The 23,403-nt window shown below is 73.9% G+C and carries 17 protein-coding genes; 12 read left to right on the forward strand and 5 right to left on the reverse strand.

What is annotated here, in order from left to right; translation table 11 throughout:
• The first annotated feature begins 258 nt into the window (after positions 1-258).
• The 6 genes from ACIPPM_RS01905 (at position 259) to ACIPPM_RS01930 (ending at position 10,654) form a co-directional block, all read left to right on the forward strand.
• Positions 259-3,969: a hypothetical protein gene (locus ACIPPM_RS01905; RefSeq protein WP_401441973.1), complete on the forward strand. Its 3,711-nt coding sequence runs from the start codon at positions 259-261 to the stop codon at positions 3,967-3,969.
• Positions 3,959-5,926 carry a PE-PGRS family protein gene (locus ACIPPM_RS01910; RefSeq protein ID WP_401441975.1) on the forward strand — a complete coding sequence of 656 codons (1,968 nt, stop codon included), beginning with the start codon at positions 3,959-3,961 and terminating at the stop codon, positions 5,924-5,926. Before ACIPPM_RS01905 ends, ACIPPM_RS01910 begins: the two co-directional genes overlap by 11 nt.
• Before the next feature lie 277 nt (positions 5,927-6,203).
• A complete protein-coding gene (gene rsgA / locus ACIPPM_RS01915; RefSeq protein WP_401441977.1) occupies positions 6,204-7,313 on the forward strand; it encodes a ribosome small subunit-dependent GTPase A in 1,110 nt (369 codons plus the stop codon).
• Between the two features lie 70 nt (positions 7,314-7,383).
• Positions 7,384-8,775 carry an Ada metal-binding domain-containing protein gene (locus tag ACIPPM_RS01920; protein ID WP_401441979.1) on the forward strand — a complete coding sequence of 464 codons (1,392 nt, stop codon included), beginning with the start codon at positions 7,384-7,386 and terminating at the stop codon, positions 8,773-8,775.
• A gap of 8 nt (positions 8,776-8,783) precedes the next feature.
• Positions 8,784-9,278: a methylated-DNA--[protein]-cysteine S-methyltransferase gene (locus tag ACIPPM_RS01925; RefSeq protein WP_401444119.1), complete on the forward strand. Its 495-nt coding sequence runs from the start codon at positions 8,784-8,786 to the stop codon at positions 9,276-9,278.
• Positions 9,279-9,490: 212 nt separating this feature from the next.
• A complete protein-coding gene (locus tag ACIPPM_RS01930; protein ID WP_401441981.1) occupies positions 9,491-10,654 on the forward strand; it encodes a GDSL-type esterase/lipase family protein in 1,164 nt (387 codons plus the stop codon).
• Between the two features lie 12 nt (positions 10,655-10,666).
• Here the strand turns inward: ACIPPM_RS01930 and ACIPPM_RS01935 are convergent, their stop codons facing one another.
• The gene (locus tag ACIPPM_RS01935; protein ID WP_401441983.1) at positions 10,667-11,149 is read right to left on the reverse strand and encodes a DUF456 domain-containing protein; all 483 of its coding nucleotides are present in this window, start codon (positions 11,147-11,149) and stop codon (positions 10,667-10,669) included.
• A gap of 139 nt (positions 11,150-11,288) precedes the next feature.
• Here ACIPPM_RS01935 and ACIPPM_RS01940 point away from each other — a divergent pair, with 139 nt between their 5' ends.
• The 3 genes from ACIPPM_RS01940 to ACIPPM_RS01950 all read left to right on the forward strand — a co-directional run bounded on the left by ACIPPM_RS01940 (position 11,289) and on the right by ACIPPM_RS01950 (position 15,358).
• Complete coding sequence (locus tag ACIPPM_RS01940) at positions 11,289-12,761, forward strand: protein phosphatase 2C domain-containing protein (RefSeq protein WP_401441985.1); 1,473 nt, start codon at positions 11,289-11,291, stop codon at positions 12,759-12,761.
• A 70-nt stretch (positions 12,762-12,831) separates the two neighbouring features.
• Positions 12,832-14,574 (forward strand): pyruvate dehydrogenase, encoded by a 1,743-nt coding sequence (locus tag ACIPPM_RS01945; RefSeq protein ID WP_401441987.1) that lies wholly within the window; start codon positions 12,832-12,834, stop codon positions 14,572-14,574.
• A 331-nt stretch (positions 14,575-14,905) separates the two neighbouring features.
• Complete coding sequence (locus tag ACIPPM_RS01950) at positions 14,906-15,358, forward strand: ATP-binding protein (protein ID WP_401441989.1); 453 nt, start codon at positions 14,906-14,908, stop codon at positions 15,356-15,358.
• A gap of 70 nt (positions 15,359-15,428) precedes the next feature.
• On the opposite strand, the gene ACIPPM_RS01955 is transcribed toward ACIPPM_RS01950, so the two are convergent.
• Both ACIPPM_RS01955 and ACIPPM_RS01960 read right to left on the reverse strand, forming a co-directional pair.
• Positions 15,429-16,463 carry a DUF2637 domain-containing protein gene (locus ACIPPM_RS01955; protein ID WP_401441991.1) on the reverse strand — a complete coding sequence of 345 codons (1,035 nt, stop codon included), beginning with the start codon at positions 16,461-16,463 and terminating at the stop codon, positions 15,429-15,431.
• 213 nt (positions 16,464-16,676) lie between these two features.
• Positions 16,677-17,513: a (2Fe-2S)-binding protein gene (locus ACIPPM_RS01960; RefSeq protein WP_401441993.1), complete on the reverse strand. Its 837-nt coding sequence runs from the start codon at positions 17,511-17,513 to the stop codon at positions 16,677-16,679.
• Positions 17,514-17,691: 178 nt separating this feature from the next.
• Here ACIPPM_RS01960 and ACIPPM_RS01965 point away from each other — a divergent pair, with 178 nt between their 5' ends.
• The gene (locus tag ACIPPM_RS01965) at positions 17,692-18,495 is read left to right on the forward strand and encodes a GntR family transcriptional regulator (RefSeq protein WP_401441995.1); all 804 of its coding nucleotides are present in this window, start codon (positions 17,692-17,694) and stop codon (positions 18,493-18,495) included.
• 525 nt (positions 18,496-19,020) lie between these two features.
• Here the strand turns inward: ACIPPM_RS01965 and ACIPPM_RS01970 are convergent.
• Both ACIPPM_RS01970 and ACIPPM_RS01975 read right to left on the reverse strand, forming a co-directional pair.
• On the reverse strand, positions 19,021-19,788 hold the full coding sequence (locus ACIPPM_RS01970) for a hypothetical protein (protein ID WP_401441997.1): 768 nt from the start codon (positions 19,786-19,788) through the stop codon (positions 19,021-19,023).
• 213 nt (positions 19,789-20,001) lie between these two features.
• Positions 20,002-21,675, reverse strand: a complete 1,674-nt coding sequence (locus tag ACIPPM_RS01975; RefSeq protein WP_401441999.1) for a PucR family transcriptional regulator — start codon at positions 21,673-21,675, stop codon at positions 20,002-20,004.
• Between the two features lie 283 nt (positions 21,676-21,958).
• Between ACIPPM_RS01975 and ACIPPM_RS01980 the strand changes: the two genes are divergently transcribed.
• Together ACIPPM_RS01980 and ACIPPM_RS01985 are read left to right on the forward strand one after the other, a co-directional pair.
• Positions 21,959-22,852 carry an FAD binding domain-containing protein gene (locus tag ACIPPM_RS01980; RefSeq protein ID WP_401442001.1) on the forward strand — a complete coding sequence of 298 codons (894 nt, stop codon included), beginning with the start codon at positions 21,959-21,961 and terminating at the stop codon, positions 22,850-22,852.
• On the forward strand, positions 22,852-23,403 hold the full coding sequence (locus tag ACIPPM_RS01985) for a (2Fe-2S)-binding protein (protein WP_401442003.1): 552 nt from the start codon (positions 22,852-22,854) through the stop codon (positions 23,401-23,403). Before ACIPPM_RS01980 ends, ACIPPM_RS01985 begins: the two co-directional genes overlap by 1 nt.

The following is a 23,403-nucleotide window of genomic DNA, read 5'->3' on the forward strand; positions in this document are numbered from 1 at the left end:
ACTGCGGTTCCCCGCGCGCATCGATTCCCCCAGGTCAGAGCGGGTAAACCAGACGAAGCCAGCTTGGATTTCGCGCCGGGCGTGCGGCGAAGGGGCGGTGCGGTGACTGACCGGTCGAGGATCGAACGCGCGGCGCTCGGGCGTATGTTGACGACGCTGTGGGAGGAGGCGAGGAAGCCGAGCAAGCGCGTCCAAGAACTTGGCGTTCACCGTTCCACCTTCCGCGACTGGCGAGAGGGAAGAATGGCGCCGCCGGAAGTGAGGACGGACGACTTCTGGCGCGTCGTGCGGACTCTGCAACAGGCGGCCGGTCAGGCCGTGTACGCGGATTCCGAGTGGGAAACCCAGTTGCGCGCCGCCCAGAAGGAGGCAGGCGAGGGGCGGCGTCAGCAGTTCGCCAAGCCGCGCGAGAGGGAGGAGGGGCAGCGCTTCGTCCGACCGCACGCGCCTGCCCTTGCCGTCGCCGCCGAGGTGATCCAAGGGCGGACGGACGAGCGTACGATCATGAACTCCTTCGTCAGGGAGCCCAGTTCAGCCGCGCCCGCGTACCTGTGCTGGCACGCCGATGCTCCGGTCGGCAAGACCGCTCTGCTCGCCGACTACGTTCGGCGCTCACCACGCGGCATCGACATCCTGAACTTCTTCGTCTCCGCGGAACACGGCTCGGACACACGGGCCGAGTTCGAGGCACAAGTGAGCGACCAGATAAGGGAGTTACTCCAGACGTCCGAGCCCCGTCGGCCCGCCGGGTCCCGTGAATGGCATCGTCTCTTCGCCGAGGCCACGAAACGGAACGGGAAGCTGCTCCTCGTGGTCGACGGTCTGGATGACGACGTGGCCTGGTCGGCGCCTGCCGCCCGAGGGGTCCGGGGAAGCATCGCCGCCCTGCTGCCGTTGGCGCCACCACCCGGCATGCGCGTCATCGTCTCCCTCCGACGCTGCGTACGCTTCCCCGACGACCTCGCCCCGACGCACCCACTGCGACGCCCCGAGTACCAACACACCCTCACCGCGCTGACCGGCATCCCCCTGATCCGACGGACGCCGCCCGACACCACCCCGCTGGGCATCAAGATGGCGCGGATCCTCGCGGTGTCCGGCGGCGGTCTCCGCACGGAGGATCTGGCCGAACTGGCCGACTTCCCGACCGAGTCCGTCGACCGCTGGGCGCAAGGTCCGGGCGGCCGTGCCCTGGTCTTCGAGGACCCGGTGCTCGGCACCTACACGCTGGCGCAACCGGCACACGCCACGGCCACACGCGCGTCATTGGCGGCCGAAGGTGTCGCGCGATGCACCCGCCAACTGCTGGCCTGGTCGAGCCGTTGGCGTACCGCAGGCTGGCCCGACGGTACGCCCCCGTACCCCCTGATCCACCAGCTCCGGCTGCTGACCGACCCCGACGAACGTGCCGAGTACGTCCTTGACCTGCCCCGGCTGCGTCGGCTGGTAGCGCAGGTCGGCCCGGACGCGGCCCTCGCTCAACTGGACCGGCTAGAGGAGGAGATCGGGGCCCCGGACACCGCCCCCGGTAGCCTGGCGATCCTTATCCGGCTCGCGGTGACGAGGGATGTCCTGCGCGGGGAGTCGCGCGCTGTGCCGTCCGGTGCTCCCGCACTCCTCGTCCGGCTGGGTGAGACCGAGCGCGCACGAGCCCTTGCCCGTTCCGCGACGACCGCTGCCGACAGGGCCGTGCATCTCGCGGACGTGGCGGTGGAGTTGGCTCATGCGGAGCGGGACGACGCGGAGGCCGTCGCGCGGGAAGCGGCGGAGCTGTACTGCCCGGTGCCTCTAGACGCCCACGCGGACCCGGAATTACCTGTCCTCCTACTCGGCGCCGCCGATGCCCTCGCATCTCTGAAGAGCCACGATGCCGCCCGCCTTCTGCTGCACGCGGTGGTCGGCGACCGTACGGCCGGGACCGAGGTGCTCACCAGGGCGGCCGCGCTGCTCACGACGGTCGGGGATCCGGCTCTGCTGACGGTCCTGCGGGAGCGGGCCGAGGATCTGAGCCAGGGCGGTGTGCGGGCCCGCGCGGTCGCGGTGGACCTCTGGGGAGCGCTGGCCCGGGCGACGCCCATGGCCAGCGTTCCTGACGGGGACCGCATCGAGGCCATCTGCAAGGAACTGGAGCCCGAGGACGGACTGGGCGCCGTCGATGTCCTTGCCGTCGCCGTGTCGGCGCTCAGCGCGCTGCCGCACCAACGGCGGAACGTCCCGCGAGGACTGCTACGGGACGCATTGGACCGCATCACCGAAGCGCTGGCCGACCCTGACGCGCTGTCCCCGGACGACCAGGCTCACTTGCGACGCGAACTGGCGGGAACCCTGGCACATCTCACTCGGGCCGTGGGTGATGCCGCCCCCTTGCGGAGCGAACTCGACGACATGCGCCGCATGCTGGACTCCCTCCCCGAACAGCTCCGTATCGGTGTGCTCGGCGACGTCACCGCGGAGCGGGCCCGCGCGGTCGCCGAGGTCGCGGAGGCACGGCGGGCCGAGAAGGACGCGAAGGCCGTGGCCGCCGCCAAGGAGGCGAAGAACGCGGCCCGTCGGGCCGAGTACCCGAAGGCAAAGCAAAGAGAGAAGGAGAAACAGAGGACCCTTCAGGAATCACGCGGTAAGCGCACTGCCGCGCAGACACCCCCACCGGTACAGGTCCGGACGCCGGGACCCGGAACCCCCCGCCCGCACCGGCCGTCCACGGGCCTGCCACCGGCCGACGCCATCCAGCACCCCGAACACCTCCGCCTGCTCCAGGAAGCCGACAGCCGACTGGGCACCGGCGACCTCCTGCGCAGCCGCCAACTGCTGGTTGCCGCTCTCCGACACTCCCCCCTCTCGTCCGCCACCCCCCTCCCGGCCCTGGCGGGCTGGCAAGCCGACCTGGTCCAAGCGCTGGGTATGGCAGGCGAGTTCAGCGAGGCCGAAGCGCTGGCCCACGAGATGCCCGACCGCGCCCGCCACTTCGCAGCCCTCTCGCTGGGCTGCTCCCTCGGCGGCCACACGGCCCCCGGAGCCCACTACGCCCGTGAAGCGGCCCGCCTCGCCACCGGCGACGCCGACCCGGCGTTGGCGAACGCCGTGGCGCAGGCTCTCGCCCACGCGGGAGCCGGGTCGGCTGCCCAGTCCCTGGTGACGGGACGCGTCGCGGAGAAGCGGCAGGCGCTCACCGCCGTAGCTGCGGGGCTCGTTCGGCACGACCCCGAGGAGGCGGCCCGTATCGCCCAGCCCCTCATCGAGGCCCTGGTACTGCGGAGCGACGGCGACACCACACTGCGGACCATCCCCGAGCTGGCCGCCCTGCTGCTCGCCCACCCGGACATCCGCCACCCCGGCAGGCGCCTCCGCGAAGCACTCCGCCTCGCCCTGGTCCCCGCAGCGCGGGCCGCTCAGTCGTGGCACGCGCCGTCGATGACGGTCCTCGCCCTGCTCGCGAGGATCGGCTGCGTTCCCGGGGAGGAGTCCGACACCGTCGCAGGGATGGTGGACAGATGGCACCGCTCGCTCCAACACCGGCAACAGCCTTACGCCGAACTGGCCCTGCTCGCAGCCGTGTACGGCGATGAGGACGCCCTCCGGTGCCACACCGAGGCGGCCCCGACACCGTACGGACGCGCCACCGCCCTCAGCGCGGTCGCCACCTACCTCGCCGGTACCCCGGTGGCCCTGGCCACGGACAGCCGGGCCGATGACAGGGTGCTCCGGACCTGCCTGGCCCTCGCCCGGGCGGCCGGTGACGGTCGGCCCCCGGACCTGATGGCGGCGCGGTCGCTCGTGCGCGGGCTCCTGGAAACCGGCGCCTGGGCCCACAGCATTCCGTTGCTCCCGGTGATCGCCCCCGCCGCGCTGAGGCCCGTCGGTGAGGTCGCGCGGGACATCCGACGGCACGCGGAAGGTCCGAGGCCGGAGGACGCGGGGGCCGGACCCGCTCCGGTGGCCGTGCAGGAAGATGGCCCCCATGACGGGTGACCATGTCGAACTGCACGAACTGCTCCGCCGCGCCGGTCTGGAGGTGGTCGGAGCCGGGCGGGTGTCCGACGCGCGGCCTCCCATGGCCGCCTGGCGCCCGGTGATCGCGGCGAGCACGGAGCCCACGCTCGCGGTGCCGGACGACCACGCGGACCTCGTCCCGGAGTTGAACCGGCAATGGCACCGACTCGCCGTCGAGCATGGGGTGTTGGACGCGGACGGAGAGTTTCTGATCAGCGTCGCCAACCAGGGCCGCATCGACTGGACCAGGGTGCGGCTGGGGGAGCGGTGGGACCTGGCCGGTCACCTCGGCCCACAGGCGGGTCAGCCGGAGTTCGTGACGATGTCCCCGGACGGGGAGAGCGTCCTGGGCGTCACCTGCGAGGAATACGAGGTCTGGTTCGTCGCCGTGGCCCCGTTCACCGAGTGGCTGGAAGCGTCGGCGCGGGAGCGTGCGGTGGAGGGGCCGGGGGAGCGGGTGTCCGGCTGGGACGTCGTCCTGCGACGGAAGACCGTCCTGGCCCGGCTGCGGGGCGAGTGGTGCGAGGGGCTGGCCGCAAACCCTGCCGCTTCCGCGGCCGTGCTGTGCCGTCTTCTCGACATCGGTCCCGAGGACCGGTTCCCGTCCCGGCTCAAGTACCGGGAGCTGCCCGAGGAGACGGTCGCGGCCTGGGTCGCGCATCCCGAGTGGCGGGTACGCTCGGAATTGGCGGAGCGGCCGCTCGAACCCGAACAGAGCGCCGCACTCTTCCGTGATCCCGATCCACGACGCCGGTGGCTGCTCCTCACCAGCGTGGTGTACCAGGCCCCGGCGTTCACCGCGGCGACCTTCGCCCAGCTCGCCACCGACCCCGGCCCGGACGTGCGCGCCGAGCTGGTCAGTCACCGCGATCTGCCGCTGCGGCACCTCACCGCGCTCGCAGCCGACCCGGACCCCGAGGTACGCAAGCAGGTCGTCGCACGCGGCTGGACCCAGCTGACTCCTTCGGCGCGGACGGCCCTGCTCGCCGACCCGGACACCGGTGTGCGAACCCAAGCCATGCTGCTCCACTGTTCCGCCCCGCTGTCGGCGGCCGCCTTCGCCGCACTTCCCGGTGACGCCCACCGGGAACACGCCGCGAGCACCTGTGTTCTCACCCGTGAGCTGGCCGAGGAGCTGGTCCACGGCACCGAGACCGCCCTGCGCGGCGCCGCGGCTCGGAATCCCCACCTGGACGCCGACCTGGTGGCCCTGCTCGGCCAGGACCCGGAGCCGGGCGTCCGCTGGTGGGTGTACGTCCGGCCGGAGCTCACCGAGGCGGAACGCTCCGGCGTGGCCGTCGAGTTCGACCCCAGCCACCGCTTCCACCCCTTCGAGTGGGTCCGGGACCTGCACGGCGACGAGGAGGCGATGCGCCGCTGTGCCACCTCCGCGCACGTCCCACTCCGCCGCAGCGCCGCGTGCGTACCGAACCTGCCGCCCGACATCGTCGACCTGCTGGCGCACGACGAGGACTGGCTCGTCCGGCTCTTCCTCGCCGAACACTGTGCCCAGGCCCCGGCGGAGCTCCTGCTGGAGATGGTGCGGAGCTGGAACGGCTACTCGGCGGCAAGGATGATCGAGCACCCCAACTTCCCCCGGCAGGGCCTCCTCCGCTTCGCGGACGACCCCGACCCCGATACGCGCAAGCTCACTCTCCTCGATCCGGAGGCGCCCGCCGAGCTGGTGGAACGCCTCAGCCGGGACGCGGACGCGGGTGTCCGCCGGTCCGCGCTGGACAGCGAGCGGCTGTCCGCCGTATCCGTGATCCGCCTGCTCGACGATCCGCACCGCTTCATACGGGAAGCCGCAGCCGCCGACCCGCGCCTCCCCACCCGCGTCCTGATCACCCTCCTGTACGACCGCACCACCGCGATGGCCGCCGCGACCAACCCCGCCATCCCGGAACCCGTCATGCACCGTCTGCTGGACCGGTAGCCGGAAGACGCCGTCCGTACCCGACGTTGCCGCACCGGAAATTCGCTGGTGCGCCGTGGGCACGGGCGGCTAAGGTCAGGTCCGTTCCACCGGCCGCGCATGCCGCCGGTAAGCCGTGCGTGACCTGGGAGGTGTTGACCGATGACTGTCGTTGCGACGGGCGTTGCCCGCATCCGGAAGTTCATCAAGTCCACCTCTGTGGCCGCCGGCTGATCTGAGCTGTTCTCTCCGCGTCCGAGGACGCGGTGCCGGGGCCACCCATGTGAAGGGTCACCCCTTGTCCTCCTCTTCTCTTTCCGGCTCGGCCCCGTCGCACCCGCTCGACCTCTACGGCTGGGACGGGGGCTGGGAAGCCGAGTTCACCCCCTACGCCCGTCAGGGCCTCCTGCCCGGCCGGGTCCTCCGCGTCGACCGCGGCCAGTGCGACATCGTCACCGCCGGCGGCACCGTCCGCGCGGACACCGAGTTCGTCGTCCCCCGCGACCCGATGAAGGTCGTGTGCACGGGCGACTGGGTCGCCGTGGACCCCGAGGGCGGCGATCCCCGCTACGTCCGCGCCTACCTCCCCCGCCGGACGGCGTTCGTGCGGTCCACCTCCTCCAAGCGGTCCGACGGGCAGATCCTCGCCGCCAACGTCGAGCACGCCGTCGTCGCCGTGTCGCTCGCCGTCGAGCTGGACCTCGGGCGGGTGGAGCGGTTCCTCGCGCTGGCGTGGGAGTCCGGGGCGCAGCCGGTGATCGTGCTGTCCAAGGCCGACCTCGTGCCGGACCCCGCGACGCTCGCGCACCTCGTACAGGACGTCGAGACCACCGCACCCGGCGTCACCGTCCTCACCGTCAGCGCGCTGCACGGCGACGGGCTGGACGTGCTCCGGGCGCTGATCGGCACCGGAACCGCCGTGCTGCTCGGGCAGTCCGGCGCGGGCAAGTCCACGCTGGCCAACGCGCTCGTCGGCGCGGACGTGATGGACGTCCGGGCCGCGCGGGACGTGGACGGCAAGGGCAGGCACACCATGACCACCCGCAACCTGCTGCCGCTGACCGGCGGGGGCGTCCTCATCGACACCCCCGGACTGCGCGGAGTCGGTCTGTACGACGCCGAGAGCGGGGTCGGGCAGGTGTTCTCCGAGATCGAGGAGCTGGCGGCCCGCTGCCGGTTCCACGACTGCTCCCACGACTCCGAGCCCGGCTGCGCGGTCGCCGCCGCCGTCGACTCCGGCGAGCTGCCCGTCCGACGGCTGGACAGCTACCGCAAGCTGGTCCGCGAGAACCAGCGGATCGTCGCCAAGACCGACGCCCGCCTGCGCGCCGAGATCCGCAAGGACTGGAAGCGCAAGGGGGCCGAGGGCCGGGCCGCGATGCGGGCCAAGCGGGGTCCCTGGACGTGACCCCCGGGGGCCGGGCTGCATGTCCGTTTTCCGCTGGCCCGGCCCCCCTCCGACGTCCGACACTGGACGCATGACGGACGATGACAGCAGGTACGAGGCGGTGCGCAGCCGCGACGGGCGGTTCGACGGCGTCTTCTTCTTCGCCGTCCGGACCACCGGCATCTACTGCCGCCCCAGCTGCCCGGCGGTGACCCCGAAGCGGTGCAACGTGCGGTTCTTCCGTACGGCCGCCGCGGCCCAGGGCTCCGGATTCCGGGCCTGCCGCCGCTGCCGCCCCGACGCGGTACCGGGCTCGGCCGAGTGGAACGTCCGCGCGGACGTCGTCGGCCGGGCCATGCGGCTGATCGCGGACGGCGTCGTCGACCGCGAGGGCGTCACCGGCCTCGCCACCCGCCTCGGCTACAGCGCCCGGCAGGTGCAGCGGCAGCTCACCGGCGAGGTCGGCGCCGGACCCGTCGCGCTCGCCCGCGCCCAGCGCGCCCACACCGCGCGGACCCTGCTGCGGACCACCGAACTCCCGGTCACCGAGATCGCGTTCGCGTCCGGGTTCCGCAGCATCCGCCAGTTCAACGACACCATCCGCGAGGTGTACGCCCACACCCCCACCGAGGTACGCGACGCCGCCCCGCGCTCCCGCCGGAGCGCTCCCGGCACCGGCATCCCGCTGCGCCTCGCCCACCGAGGCCCCTACCAGGCGGGCGCCGTCTTCGACCTGCTCGCGCGCGAAGCCGTACCCGGCGTGGAGGAGGTGACCGGCACCCCCGGCGCCCGCGTCCACCGCCGCACCCTGCGGCTGCCGTACGGCACCGCGGTCGTCGCCGTCCACGAGCGGGCCCACACCCCCGAGCCACGCGGCGGCACCCGGCCCGGCGGCTGGCTCGACGCCCGGCTGCTGCTCACCGACCCCCGCGACCTCACCACCGCCGTGCACCGGCTGCGCGGGCTGTACGACCTCGACGCCGACCCCTACGCCGTCGACGCCCGCCTCGCCGCCGACCCCCGGCTCGCCCCGCTGGTCGCCGCCCGGCCCGGACTGCGCGCGCCCGGCGCCGTCGACCCGCTGGAGATCGCCGCCCGCCTGCTGACCGGGTCACCGGACGACGTGGCACGGCTCGTCCTGCGGTACGGCAAGGCGCTCGACGCGCCCAGCGGCAGCCTCACCCATCTCTTCCCCGAGGCCGCCGTCCTCGCCGAGGCGGAGGCCGGGACCCCGCTCGGCACGCTCGCCGCCGCCCTCGCCGACGGCTCGCTGTGCCTCGACCCCGGCGCCGACCGGGACGAGGCCCGGCGCGCCCTCGCCGAGTTGCCCGGCATCACCCCGGCCGCCGTCGCCGCCCTCCGGGCGCGGGTGCTCGGCGACCCGGACGTCACCCCACCCGGTACGGACCTGCCCGAAGCCTGGCGGCCCTGGCGGTCCTACGCCGTCCACCACCTACGGGTCGCCGAGGAGCTGACCGAGTGATGGCGATCATGGACAACCCCTACTGGACCGAACTGGCCTCCCCGGTCGGCCTCCTGCTGCTCACCGCGGACGCCGACGGCGCGTTGACCTCGGTCTCCGTGCCCGGCCAGAAGGGCGGCCGTACCGTCCAGGAAGGCTGGCGGCACCACGCGGGGCCCTTCCGGGAAGCCACCGAACAGCTCACCGCCTACTTCGCCGGAGACCTGAAGGAGTTCGACCTGCCGGTCCGTGTGCGGGGCACCGAGTTCCGCGAGCGCGTTTGGGCCGCCCTGGACGCCGTCCCCTACGGGGCCACCACCACCTACGGTGCGATCGCGGCCGAGGTCGGTGCTTCTCGCGCCGCGATCCGTGCGGTCGGGGGTGCCCTTGGTGCCAACCCGCTGCTCGTCGTTCGCGCCTGCCACCGGGTCATCGGGGCCGACGGCACCATGACCGGGTACGCGGGCGGGCTGGAGCGGAAGATGTGGCTGCTGCGGCTGGAGGGGGTGCTGGGCGCCGCGTAGGGGGGCGGTCCAGGTGCGGCGCCGTCGTGGCCGGTCGCGCAGTTCCCCGCGCCCCTGGGGGTGCTGCAGCACAGGTCGGTCACGGCGCGGGGCACGCTGGGCCGAGCGGGTGTGCGCGCGGTGCGGGGGCTCCGCCCCCGGCGTGCCCGTGTGACACCGTCGCCTGCGGCGGCCCGGACACCCGGACGGGCCCGGTGCGAAAAGGGGCGGACATGGGCGGTGCCGTACGGTTCCTGGCGGTCCTGCTGCTCCTGCTCACCCCCGCACCGGCCTCGGCCGCCACCGGGAACCAGCCCTGGACCGGCACCTGGGAGGCCGCCCCCTCCGGCACCGCGCCCGCCCTGCCCGGCGCCGCGATCCGCAACGTCGTCCACCTCAGCGTCGGCGGACACGAGCTGCGCGTACGCGTCACCAACCGGTTCGGCACCACTCCGCTGCACCTCGGCGCGGTCACCGTCGCCCTCCGGCAGGGCCAGGGCCCGGACGCCGCGCCCGGCACCCTGCGCACCGCCACCTTCCAGCACGCGACCACGACCACGATCCCGCCCGGCCAGGACCTCCTCACCGACCCCGTCCGGCTCACCGTCCCGGCCGCCGCCGACCTCCTGGTCACCGTCCTCACCCCGGACGACTCCGGCCCCGCCACCCAGCACGGCACCGCCCTCCAGACCAGCTGGGTCGCGCTCGTCGGCGCCGGGCACGCGGCCGACGAGGACGGCTCCGCGTACCGCACCCCGATCAGCAACTGGTACTACGTCGCCGGGGTCGACGTACGCGGCACCGCCACCGGCAGCGTCGTCGCCGTCGGCGACTCCCTCACCGACGGCCACGGCTCCACCCACGACGCCAACCACCGCTGGCCCGACCTGCTCGCCGAACGCCACCGCCGCCTCGGCGTCCTCAACGCGGGCATCGGCGGCAACCGCCTGCTGCGCGACGGCACCGGCCCGAGCGCCCTCGCCCGGCTGGACGCCGACGCGCTCGACCGCGCCGGAGTCCGCGTCCTCGTCGTGTTCGAGGGCGTCAACGACATCAACGGCACCCCCACCGCGGCCGACGTCAGCGCCTACGCCGACGCCTACCGCACCCTCGTCGCCCGCGCCCACGCCCGGCACATCCGGGTCGTCGGCGTCACCCTCACCCCGTACGGCGGCTACCCGGCGCACACGACGGCCCGCGAGGCGGTACGGAAGGGGATCAACGAATTCATCCGCACCGGCCGGGTCTTCGACGCGGTCGCCGACGCGGACGCCGCGCTGCGCGACCCCGCCGACCCCGTACGCCTGCTGCCGCGCTACGACCCCGGCGACCATCTGCACTTCGACGACGACGGGATGAAGGCGGTCGCCGACCGCGTCAGCCGCGCACTCCACTGAGCGGTCGAGCGGTCAGCCGAACAGCACCGCGCCCAGCCAGCCCGCCGCGATCAGCAGGCAGGCGAACAGCTCCGTGAACACGCTGGAGCCGCCCGAGCGCATCGCCGTACGCAGCGCGGCCATCGCCTCGCCGTGCCGGCCGAGCCGCAGCCGCTCGCCCAGGTAGATCCCGCCCATGAAACCGGGCAGCGCGCCCACCACCGGCACCAGCACGAACCCGAGGAGCGCGCCGACCCCCGCGTACACCGCCATCCGAGGCGTCGCGCCGCTCGCCCGCAGCCGGCGCGCGGGCAGCGCCCAGCGCACGACCTGTGCCAGCAGCAGCACCACGGTGGCGCCGACCAGCACCGCCCAGGTGAGCCCGGCCGGATTCGTCAGCGCCCACCACAGGACGCCGGCCCACACCAGCCACGACCCCGGCACGCCCGGCACCAGCACTCCGCACAGGCCGAGCGCGATCACCAGGCCGACCAGCAGGAGTTCCCACGCTCCCATCTGCCCAGCGTGCCCGAGCGCGGACGGAACCGCAGATCTCGTACGGCCGTTCGCCCTGTCCCCCGATGCGCTGGGCGAGGAGGGCCGGATTTTGCCGATGCCCCGTTTCCGCGCCGCCCGCGTGGTGACAATTACCGGCATGAGTCAGCAGGGGGGCGGGCCCACTCGCCAGGACGACGACTGGTGGGGGCAGCTCTACGCCGAGACGGCCGACGACACGGGCCCCGCACCGGCCCCGGATTCCCTGGACGACCGCTACGCCTCGGCGAAGCGGGCGACGGTGACCGGACAGGGGAGCGGGCAGCCGGGGCAACCGGAGAGCGGCCCCGGCGGGCCGCCCGAGCAGGAGACGGCCGCACCCCCGCCGCCCAGAGCCGAGCCGGGCCCGCCACCGCTCCCGGCCCAGCGAGCCGGTGACGCTGGTGACACCGGTGACCAGGTCCGGGACACGCCATCCCTCCCCGCCCAGCGCGCCGGTGAGCAGACACCCCCCGACGCCCCCGACGCCCCGCCCGCGCGTCCGCCCGCCGTCCCGCCCATGCCGGGCTGGCCCGCACCCGAACCGGCGGGGAGCCCCGCCGACGGCACCCCCCGAGGCCCCGTCGTCACCGGCGTCGCCCACTTCACGCCGACCGCGCCGCCCACCCTGGACTGGGTCGGCCCCCGGCCCCCCACCTACGCCCCCGAACCGACCGCGCTGCCCGCCGCCGACCCCGACCGGCTCGGCGAGCTGGTGTCCGACACCGTGCTGGAGGGCGCCCGGTACGGAGCCTGCACCCTGCGGGCCGTCTCGCTGCGCGGGGACTCCGCGCGCTACCGGGGCGAGGCACGGCGCGACGCCCTGCTCACCGCGCGCTTCGGCGCGGGCGAACAGGCCCTCGTCCTCGTGGCCATGGCCACCGGGGCGCGGGCGGTGCCCGACGCGCACCGGGTGGCCGCCGAGGCGTGCCGGTGGATCGGACAGGCGGTGGGGCGCAGCCACGAACGGCTGGTCGAGGATCTGCGGGCCGAGCGGCGCGGCGACCTCAAGTCCGGGCTGAACCGGCTCACCGACCGCACCCTCGGCAAGCTCCGCGCCGCCTCCGGGGAACCCACCGTCAGCCTGCGCTGCCTGCTGCTGCCCGCCGACCCCGACTGCCGCACCCGGGTGTTCTTCGGCGCGGGGGAGGGCGGGCTGTTCCGGCTGCGGGACGGGGAGTGGCGAGACATCGAGCCGGGTGCGCCGGGTGCGCCGGGTGCGCCGGGCGGACCGGGGCAGGCCGCCGTCCCGCCCGGCGCCCTCCCCGCCGAGACCCCGGACGGCGACCGCCTCACCCTGGACCTCGGCATCCCGGTCCCGCCGAGCCCGTACGAGCCCGTCGTCGCGCCCGCCGAGCCGCCGCACCTGCCGTTCCGGTTCCGGGCCGCCCTAGCCCGGCCGGGTGACGTGCTGATGATGTGCACCTCCGGCCTCGCCGAGCCGCTGCGCGGGGAGGCGGCCCTGCGCGCGTTCCTCGGCCGCCGCTGGTCGCGCGCCGCCGCGCCCGGCCTCGCCGCGTTCCTCGGGGACACCCAGACCCGGGTGAAGGGGTACGCCGACGACCGTACGGCCGCCGCCGTTTGGGAGGCGTGATCGGGCCCCCTGTGACTTGATGGGACCGCAGGGGCGTATTTCCGGGACCGCGAAGGGGCAGACGACCGCCATGGCCAAACAGAACGTCGCCGAGCAGTTCGTCGACATCCTCGCCCGCGCCGGAGTACGCCGGATGTACGGCGTCGTCGGGGACAGCCTCAACCCGGTCGTGGACGCCGTGCGCCGCAACGCCGCGATCGACTGGGTGCATGTGCGGCACGAGGAGGTCGCCGCCTTCGCGGCCGGTGCCGAGGCCCAGATCACCGGCAAACTGACCGCCTGCGCGGGCTCCTGCGGCCCCGGCAACCTGCACCTCATCAACGGCCTCTACGACGCCCACCGCTCCATGGCGCCCGTGCTGGCGCTGGCCTCCCACATCCCGTCCAGCGAGATCGGCCTCTCCTACTTCCAGGCGACGCACCCGGAGCGGCTGTTCGAGGAGTGCAGCCATTACAGCGAGATGATCTCCAACCCGCAGCAGATGCCCCGGCTGCTCCAGACCGCCATCCAGCACGCGATCGGGCAGCGCGGGGTCAGCGTCGTCACCCTGCCCGGCGACGTGGCCGACCAGCCCGCCCCGGACCGGTCCTTCGAGAGCGCCCTGGTCACCTCCCGGCCCACGATCCGCCCCGGCGACGCCGAGATCGACCGCCTGGTGGAGATGATCGACCAGGCCGACAAGGTCACCCTGTTCTGCGGCGCGGGCACGGCGGGCGCCCACGCCGAGGTGATGGAGTTCGCGGGCCGCATCAAGTCCCCGGTGGGGCATGCCCTGCGCGGTAAGGAATACATCCAGTACGACAACCCGTACGACGTCGGGATGAGCGGGCTGCTCGGGTACGGCGCCGCCTACGAGGCCACCCACGAGTGCGAGCTGCTGATCCTGGTCGGCACCGACTTCCCGTACAACGCGTTCCTGCCGGACGACGTGAAGATCGCGCAGATCGACGTACGGCCCGAGGTCATCGGCCGGCGTTCGCGGCTGGACCTCGCGGTGTGGGGCGATGTGCGCGAGACGCTGCGCTGTCTGATTCCCCGGGTGCGGGAGAAGACGGACCGCCGCTTCCTGGACAAGATGCTGAAGAAGCACGCCGACGCGCTGGAGGGCGTGGTCAAGGCGTACACCCGCAAGGTGGACAAGCACGTCCCGATCCACCCCGAGTACGTGGCGTCCGTGCTGGACGAGATCGCCGACGACGACGCGATCTTCACCATCGACACCGGCATGAACAACGTCTGGGGCGCCCGCTACATCTCGCCCAACGGCCGCCGCCGGATCATCGGTTCGTTCTCGCACGGCTCGATGGCGAACGCGATGCCCATGGCGATCGGCGCCCAGTTCGTGGACCGGGACCGGCAGGTGATCGCCATGGCCGGTGACGGCGGATTCACCATGCTGATGGGGGACTTCCTGACGCTGGTGCAGCAGGACCTGCCGGTGAAGATCGTGCTGTTCAACAACTCCGCCCTCGGCATGGTGGAGTTGGAGATGCTGGTCGCGGGCCTGCCCTCGTACGGCACCACCGACGTCAACCCCGACTTCGCCGAAGTCGCTCGCGCCTGCGGTGCCTTCGGGGTGCGGGTGGAGAAGCCCAAGCAGCTCGCCGGGGCGCTCAAGGACGCCTTCAAGCACAAGGGCCCCGCCCTGGTGGACGTCGTCACCGACCCCAACGCCCTCTCGATCCCGCCGAAGATCAAGGCCGACATGGTCACCGGGTTCGCGCTGTCCGCCTCGAAGATCGTGCTGGACGGCGGCGTCGGCCGGATGCTGCAGATGGCCCGCTCCAACCTCCGCAACGTACCCCGGCCCTGAACTCGACCTCGGCAACGGTGATTTCCGGTCAGTTTCACCGCGTGTGACCGATTGGGGGCACTGGGTGGCCGCATGGGTCCGCAGGAGCCGTCAGATGGCTCCTGCGGCGTCTTTCGGCCGCCACGGCGCTTTCGGTGCGGGTCCCCGGACACCCGGTGGACGGCCCGTGCGCCCGCCCCGCGTGGCCGAACAACCGGCGGTCGGACGGCGGTCATGACTGGCCCCCGGCCCACTGGGCAACCATCCGACGTGGACGCGGTCGACCAGGAGAGGGAGGGCCGGCGACGTGTGGGCGGGGGTCATGACGAGTCAGGCGCGAAGAGGCGGTCCCATGGCAGTGGGGGCTTCCCCGGCGGACACCGGAGACACGGACGACGGCGACACGGGCGGCACGCGTGAGGCGCAGCGGCTCAGACGGGAACTGACACGCGCCGACCTCGCGGCGGTGCCCGAGGCGCGCCGCGAACTGCGCGCCCTGCTACGGCACTGGGACCGGCCCGACCGGACCGGCATAGCGGAACTGCTCACCAGCGAACTCGTCACCAACGCCCTGGTCCACACCGACGACGACGCGATCCTCACCGTCGTCGTCTCCGCGCGTGGACTCCGCGTGGAGGTGCGGGACTTCGTGGCCCGCGGCCCACTGATGCGCGCCCCCGAACCGGACGAGGACACCAACGGCCGGGGCCTGATCCTGGTGCAGTCCCTCGCGGACGCCTGGGGAGTACGGGCGCACGCGGTGGGCAAGTCGGTGTGGTTCGAGCTGGGCGCCGAGGCGGCGTAGGCGGACACGGCGACGGGGCGGGGGCGCGGTCCATCGGAACCGCACTCCCGCCCCGTCGCCGCCGCGGTGCTCAACCGAACTGCTGCTCGAGGTCCTTCAGCTTGCGCTCCAGCGAGTCGAGCCGGGGCAGGGCCATCGTGTCGTCCTCCGCGGTGAGGTCGACGGTGACCGGCTCGCCGCCCTCGCGGACCGCCTGGAGCGACGGCCGCGAGCGGGGGACCGGCTTCTCCGCCGTCCCTATGGCAGGCTCCCCGGTCGCCGGGGCCCGGTCCATCTGGACCTCCACCGTCCGTGCGGGCGTCCGCGGGACGACACCACGGGCGCCTCGGGTGAGCGCCTTCAACTGGGCGCGCTCCACCCGCTGCTGGTCGCGCCGACGCTGCCGGGCCTCGTTCTTCTCCCGCTTGTCGTCGCGCACCTCCTCGACCGCCTCGTCCAGGCTGCGCACACCCTCCAGGAGCATGAGCGACCAGGCCCCGTACGTCTCGCGGGGCGCCCGTACCCAGCGGACGATGCGGATCTGGGGCAGCGGGCGCGGCACCAGACCCTGTTCACGCAGGGCGGCCCGGCGGGTCTGCTTCAGCGCGCGGTCGAACAGCACCGCGGCCGAGAGGGACATGCCGGAGAAGAACTGCGGCGCCCCGTCGTGGCCCATCCCCCTGGGCGCGTGCACCCAGTTGAACCAGGCCGCGGCCGCGGCGAACATCCACACCAGCATCCGGGACCCCAGGGCGGCGTCGCCGTGGCTGGCCTCGCGCACGGCGAGGACCGAGCAGAACATGGCCGCCCCGTCCAGGCCGAACGGCACCAGGTACTGCCAGCCGTCGGTGAGCCCGAGGTTCTGCTCGCCGAAACCGACCAGGCCGTGGAAGGAGAGGGCCGCCGCGACCGCCGCGCAGCAGAACAGCAGGACGTACGAGGCGGTTCCGTAGACGGCTTCCTTGCGCCTGCGGCGTTCCTCGCTGCGTTCCCAGGAGTCGTCGGAGCCCGCCTTCTCCCCGGAGTTGCGCTTGCCGCGCGCGAGCACCGCGATCGCCACCGGCACGCCCAGGAGCAGCACGGCGCCCGGAAGCAGCCAGTTCAGCGATATGTCGGTCATTCGCATCAGGGGTCCCTTGCCTTGAAAAGAGGGCGCCTTGGGATAGGGCGTATCGCCCGTCATAGTGACCCATTCCCGGCGCCCGGCCGGGGATTTCGAGGCAACGGTCCTTCAAAGGGGCGCGAGGGCGGCGTGCTGGCGCCGCTCTGCTCGAACTTTGTGCTGTGAAGGGGCTGTTGAGTTCGATTAACGCCGCTCGAACGAGTGGCTCCGCCGGGCTCAGGCCGCCGCGGCGGCCGTCAGCTTGGCGATCCGGTCGCTGTCGCAGGTGCGCGGGCAGGTGGCGCAGGTGTCCTCGGGACGCAGCGTGTAGAACATGCAGCAGCTCACCCGGTCGCGGGTGGACAGCGGCTCACCGGCCGGACCGGTCAGCTCACGGAACGCGGCCGAGCCCGCGTACGGCCGGGTCGTGCCCGGCAGCAGCAGCTCCAGCTCGCGCATCGCGCGGCCCTCCTCGCCCTCGCCGAGCAGGGAGGCGAGGTACCACAGGCCCTCGACGATCTCGTCCGTCGCCATGCCCCACAGCGCGCGGCCGCGCCGCCGCATGCGGGGGCCGAAGCCGCCCAGCACCGGCTCCAGGTGCTCGGCGACGGCCGCGCGCACCTCGGCGCGCAGCGCCTCCTCGTCGGCCACCACGACCGCCTCGGGCAGCCCGGCCGCCGGGTCGTCCGGCAGACAGGCGAAGGTGCCCGGCCGTACGGTCATCCGGCCCTCGGTGCGGTGGTACGCGACGTGGGCCGCGGGCAGCCGGGGGACGCGGCGGTGCAGGAACCAGGGGACGGTGATGAGGAGGCAGGCGGGCCAGGCGTACCGGTGCAGGCCGAAGCTGGCGACGACGTCCGGACGGGCGTGCCGCCCGTAGTCCCGCAGCACCTGGGCGTCGTCCCAGGCGAGGAAGGAGTCGAGCTGGGCGCCGCCCGCGGCGAGCCCGTCGGCGGTGACCCAGCCGTCGCCCACGGGCAGTGCCGGGCCCTCGTGGAGGGTCACGCTCAGTCCCGGATAGACCTCGCCGAGCCGGTCGTACGCTGCGGTGAGCGGCGAGGCCGTAGCGAGCATGGCGGGACCACCGATCCTTCGAACGCGGGGGCGGGCTGAGAGGTAAGGCTAACCTTACCGGTCTTTCCGGGAATTTGAAGTGCCGCCTCCTGCGCCTAAGGTGCTTGACGGACATGTGACGGTCCGTCGTCCGTGTCCGGGGCCGGAACCCGGCCGCCGAACAGCCCGAGGAGGACCCGTGAAGCAGGGCCTGCACGACGTCTCCGGGACGGGGCTGCCCTGGCACGCCGCGCAGCCCGCGGCCACGCGGGTACCGGCCCGGTCCGGCGCCGCCGAGGCCCGCGAACGGGCCGACGGCAGCTCCGGCGTACGGGGTGAGCACACCCACAGCGAGCCGCCGCTGCCCCGGCCGCGCGCGGTCGTGCAGCGGGCCTCGGTGCGTGGGCAGATCCTCGACGCGCTGCGCTACGCGCTGACCACCGGCGAACTCTGCCCCGGCGAGGTCTACTCGGCGCCGGTGCTCGGCGACCGCTTCGGGGTCTCGGCCACCCCGGTCCGTGAGGCCATGCAGCAGCTCGCGCTGGAGGGCGCCGTCGAGGTCGTCCCCAACCGGGGCTTCCGGGTCGTGCGACGCGGCGCCCGCGAGCTGGCCGAGCTGGCGGAGGTACGGGCGCTGCTGGAGGTGCCCGTCCTGCTGCGGCTGGCGGGTTCCGTACCGGCCGCCCGCTTCGCCGAGCTGCGCCCGCTCGCCGAGGACACCGCCCGCGCGGCCGCCTCCGGCTGTCCGGCCCGCTACGCCGAGGCCGACCGCGCCTTCCACCGCGCCCTCCTCGCCCTCGCGGGCAACGAACAGCTCCTCCGCATCGCGGAAGACCTCCACCGCCGCGCCCAGTGGCCCCTGGTGAGCACCCCGCCCCGCCAGCATCGCGCCGTCCTGCTCCGCGACGCCGCCCAACACACCGCCCTCCTGGACGCGTTGGCCTCCGGCGAGCAGGACGCGGTGGCGGCCCTGGTGGCGGAGCACTTCGCACAGCGCGACTGAGGGGCGCCGCCGCGCGGGGGCGAGTGGCCGGGGTCTGCGACGGGCCTGCGAGCCCAGCTGACCGCTGAGGTGCGCCACGGGCGCGGCCCGGGCCGCCCCGGCACCGGCGGCCGATGGCCCTCCCGGCCCGGCCACGGTCGTGAGCGTGCGGTGGTCGGAGCTCCGGCGCGCCACCGTCCTCCGTCGTGCACGCGCCGGGGGCGGAGGGCGCGTCCCAGGCCGATCTGGAGTAGTTGCCAGGGCGCGGGCCGCGGGGGTGAGGTGGTCGGGCTCCGGGACGTCACCGTCGTGCGCCGCGCCGGGGGCGAGGGCGTGGCCTGCGCCGACTCGGAGTGGTCGCCGGGCGGGCCGCGAGCGTGCGGTGGACGGGCTCCGGCACGTCGCGTCCGCCGTCGTGCGCCGCGCCGGATGCGGAGGGCGAGGCCCGGGTCCATGTGGGGTGGCCGCCGTCGCACGGGACGTGGTGGCTGCGCCGGCAGGTCAGCGGTCGGGTCCGTTCGCCCCCGCCGGCCGCCGGAGGCACCCTCAGGCTGTCGCCGCGCCCGGCTCCGGTGGGGTCAGGTGTTGGGCGAGCCAGGTGGGGACTCCGCCCAGGAGGCGGAAGAGGCGGCGGGCCTCCTCGCGGAGCCGGGAGGCTTCCGGTTCGGCTTCGGTCTCCGCGAGGGAGACCAGGGCGGGGGCCGTGCCCACCAGGTAGCCCAGTTCCTCGCGCAGCCGCAGGGACTCGGCGAAGCCGTGCCGGGCCTCGGCCAACTCGCCCTCGCGCAGGGCCACTCCGGCGAGGTGGCGCCAGGTGAAGGAGAGCAGGAGCGGGTCGGCCTGCGCGGTGGCGCCCGCGTGGGCCCGGCGGTAGGCGGCGCGGGCGGCCTGCGGTGCGTCGGCCAGGTTCTCGGCGAGCAGACCCCGGCGGAAGTCCAGCAGCGCTCGCCCCGGCGCCCCCGGCGGTATCAGCGCCGCCGCCCGGCCCAGCGCGGCCCGCGCCTCGTCCACCCGGTCCCGTACGCCGTGCAGCGTGGAGGCGTAGGCGAGCTGGCCGCGCTCGCAGGCGGCCGCGCCGCGCTCCTCGTCGCTGTGCGCCCGCGCCTCGGCGGTGCGCAACGCGTCCTCGGCCGCCTCCCAGCCCCGCTCGGTGTACAGGCACCGCTCCACCAGGAGCGTGGCCCGCTGGAGCGTGGCCGCCGGGGTGTCCGTGGGCAGGAGGGCCGCCGCGTCGGCCCAGCAGGCCCGCGAGCGCAGCCGCCACACCGCGGTCTGGAGCGGATCGTCACCGGCGGTCGTTCCGTTACCAGACATGGCGGGATGCGCCACGTTGCCCTCCCCGAGCACGCCATCGAGCTGTTGAGTGGTGGCGTGCATTCCAGCACCGATCACCGGGCCGGGCCAAGAGGGTGGGTGAAACTTTTCACAAAGTTGCGGACCGGGGGCCGAACGGCCGTCCCGTGGCGCCGGAAGATCGAATTCGCCCCCCGGCGCCGACCGCCGCTGATCACAGCCGTGAGGCGGTACTCAGCTCATCCGCAGGGCCAGGAAGAAGTCGAGCTTGTCCTCCAGCCGGGACAGGTCGCGGCCCGTCAGCTGCTCGATGCGTCCCACCCGGTACCGCAGGGTGTTGACGTGCAGATGGAGCCGCGCGGCGCACCGGGTCCAGGAGCCGTCGGAGTCGAGGAACGCCTCCAGTGTCGGGATCAGCTCGGCCCGGTGGCGGCGGTCGTACTCGGTGAGCGGTTCCAGCAGCCGGGCCGTGAAGGCGCGGCGCACGTCGTCCGGGACGAACGGCAGCAGCAGCACGTGCGAGGCCAGCTCCTGGTGCCCGGCGGCGCACACCCGGCCGGGCCGGGCCGCGGCGACCCGGCGGGCGTGCCGGGCCTCCTCCAGCGCCCCGCGCAGCCCCTCCGCCGAGTGCACGGCGGCGCTGACGCCCAGAGTGAGCCGTCCGTCGCCCTCCAGTCCCGCCGACAGCGCCTCGCGCACCGAGCGCAGCAGCGCGTCGGCGTGCAGACCGGCCTCGGAGCCGTCGTGCTCGGCGGAGACGGCGGGCAGCGGCACCAGGGCCACGGCCTCGTCCCCGGCGTGCGCGACGGCGACCCGGTCGGCCGCGTCCGGGCCGGTGGCCAGCGGGTCGACGAGGACCTCCTCCAGCAGCGACTGGGCGACCGGCCCGCCCGCGACCGCGCCGTCCTCCCACTCGACGCGGGCCACGACCACCTGCCAGTGCGGCGCCGCCCCGAGCCCCGGCAGCAGCACGGGCGCGGCGACCCTGAGGCGCGCCGCGATCTCGGCGGGCGCCGCGCCGCTCTGCACCAGCTCCAGCACCTCCTGGGCGAGCCGGCGTCGCACCGTGCGGGCGGCGTCGCGCCGGTCCCGCTCGACGGCGATGAGCTGGGTGACGCCCCGGAGCAGGTCGAGCCGCTCCTCGGGCCACTCGGCGGCGTCCGCCTCGACGGCCAGCAGCCAGTCCGACAGCACGGTCTCCCGGACGTCCGGCACCGGCTGCGGTGCGCGGCCGGAGGAGCGGACGGGGAAGAGGGAGTACGTGACGCCGTCGAGCTGCACCCGGTGCGGTCCGCGCCGCCCGGTGCGTACGGCGGCGAGCTGCTCGGCGGCGAGCCGCGCGCAGGTCTCCGGCGGCAGCGCCGGGCCCGCGACCTTGGACCCGGCGATCAGGCGCCCGGTGGGGGAGAGTACCCAGGCGCGCAGGTCGAGGTCGCTGCCCAGCAGGTCGAGGACCACGTCCGGACCGCCGCCCGCCGGGCCGGAGGTCATCATGCGCCGGTGCCGGTCCACCACGGCGGCCAGGTCACCGGCCCGCTCGCCCGAGACCTGACGCACCACGTGCTCGGTGATGGTGGCGAAGGCCACCGACTCGTCCACGGCCAGCAGCGGCATCCGGTGCTGGGCGCAGGCCACCACCAGGTCCTCGGGTATGTCCCCCAGCTCGGCCTCCCCGGCCGCCAGGGCGGTGACCCCGGCCTGCACCAGGAGGCGGACGAACGACTCGGAGTCGGCGGCGTCCCGGCGCCAGGCGAGACCGGTGAGGACCAGCTCGCCGCCCGAGAGATAGCGGCTCGGGTCGCGCAGGTCGGTCGTCATGACCCCGCGGACCGTACGGTCCAGCTCGTCCTCGCCGCCGAGCAGCCGCAGCCCCAGCGCATCGGTGTCCAACAGTGCGCGCAGCCGCATCTCGTCGCCGCCGTTCTGTGTCGAAACTTCGCTTGATCTGGATGGGTGACGGAGGCGGGGTCGGCGCGGGGCGCGCGGCCCGTGCCCCGCACCTGCGGTGTCTCCTGTGTTTCCGGAGGAAAACAGAGCGATTGCCGAGGGCCTTCGTTCATACGAATCTACAAGATGACCGCCGTGGCCAGCCAACTCCTTCGGGTTTTCGGTGACTGACACGGTTGGAAGAGCCACCGGTGTACTGACTTCACGACCCCCGTGTCATGAGACGGAAGAAGAGAACCGGGCCATGGACTTCCTTCGCCCCGCAAGCTGGCAGGAGGCGCTCGCCGCGAAGGCCGAGCACCCCACCGCCGTGCCCATCGCCGGGGGCACCGATGTGATGGTCGAGATCAACTTCGACCACCGCCGCCCCACCCACCTCCTCGACCTCACCCGCATCGGCGAGCTGACCGAGTGGGAGACCGGCGCGGACTCCGTACGCCTCGGCGCCTCCGTCCCGTACGCCCGGATCATGCGCCACCTGCGCGCCGAGCTGCCCGGTCTCGCGCTCGCCGCGCACACCGTCGCCTCCCCGCAGATCCGCAACCGTGGCGGCGTCGGCGGCAACCTCGGCACCGCCTCGCCCGCCGGTGACGCCCACCCGGCGCTGCTCGCGGCGGGGGCCGAGGTCGAGGTGGAGTCGGCGGCGCGCGGCACCCGGCTCATCCCCGTCGACGCCTTCTACACCGGGGTCAAGCGCAACGCCCTCCAGCCCGACGAGCTGATCCGCGCCGTACACGTCGCCAAGGCGGACGGACCCCAGCAGTACTCCAAGGTCGGCACCCGCAACGCCATGGTCATCGCCGTCTGCGCCTTCGGCCTCGCCCTGCACCCCGAGACCCGTACCGTCCGCACCGGCATCGGCTCCGCCGCGCCCACCCCGATCCGGGCGGAGGTCGCCGAGGAGTTCCTCAACTCGGCACTGGAGGAGGGCGGGTTCTGGGACAACGGACAAGTCATCGCCCCCTCGGCGGTCAAGCAGTTCGCCGCCCTGTGCGCCGCCGCCTGCAACCCCATCGACGACGTGCGCGGCACCGCCGACTACCGGCGCCACGCGATCGGCGTGCTGGCCCGCCGCACGCTGATGTGGGCCTGGGAGTCGTACCGGGGCGGGCGCCGAGCCACCGAAGGAGCCGCGTGATGCGCGTCAGTCTGACCGTCAACGGACGCCCCCAGCAGGCCGACGACGTCTGGGAGGGCGAGTCCCTGCTCTACGTGCTGCGCGAACGGCTCGGCCTGCCCGGCGCCAAGAACGCCTGCGAACAGGGCGAGTGCGGCTCCTGCACCGTCCGCCTGGACGGCGAGCTGGTCTGCTCCTGCCTGGTCGCGGCGGGCCAGGCCGAGGGCCGCGAGGTCGTCACCGTGGAGGGACTGGCCGACCATGCCGCGAGCCGCCGCGACGCGGCACCCGGCGTCGGCCTCGACGAGGCCCGCCAATGGCAGCCGATTCCCGGCGATGGCGCCCAACTAGCGCCCATCCAGCAGGCGTTCATCGACGCGGGCGCCGTCCAGTGCGGCTTCTGCACCCCCGGTCTGCTGGTCGCCGCCGACGAACTCCTGGAGCAGAACCCGGAGCCCGCCGACGCCGACATCCGTGAGGCGCTCTCCGGCAACCTCTGCCGCTGCACCGGCTACGAGAAGATCATGGACGCGGTCCGCCTGGCGGCCGCCCGGCAGGCCGAGGAGGTCTGA

This window comes from Streptomyces sp. NPDC090119 (genome assembly GCF_044747085.1).
Taxonomy (GTDB): Bacteria; Actinomycetota; Actinomycetes; order Streptomycetales; family Streptomycetaceae; genus Streptomyces.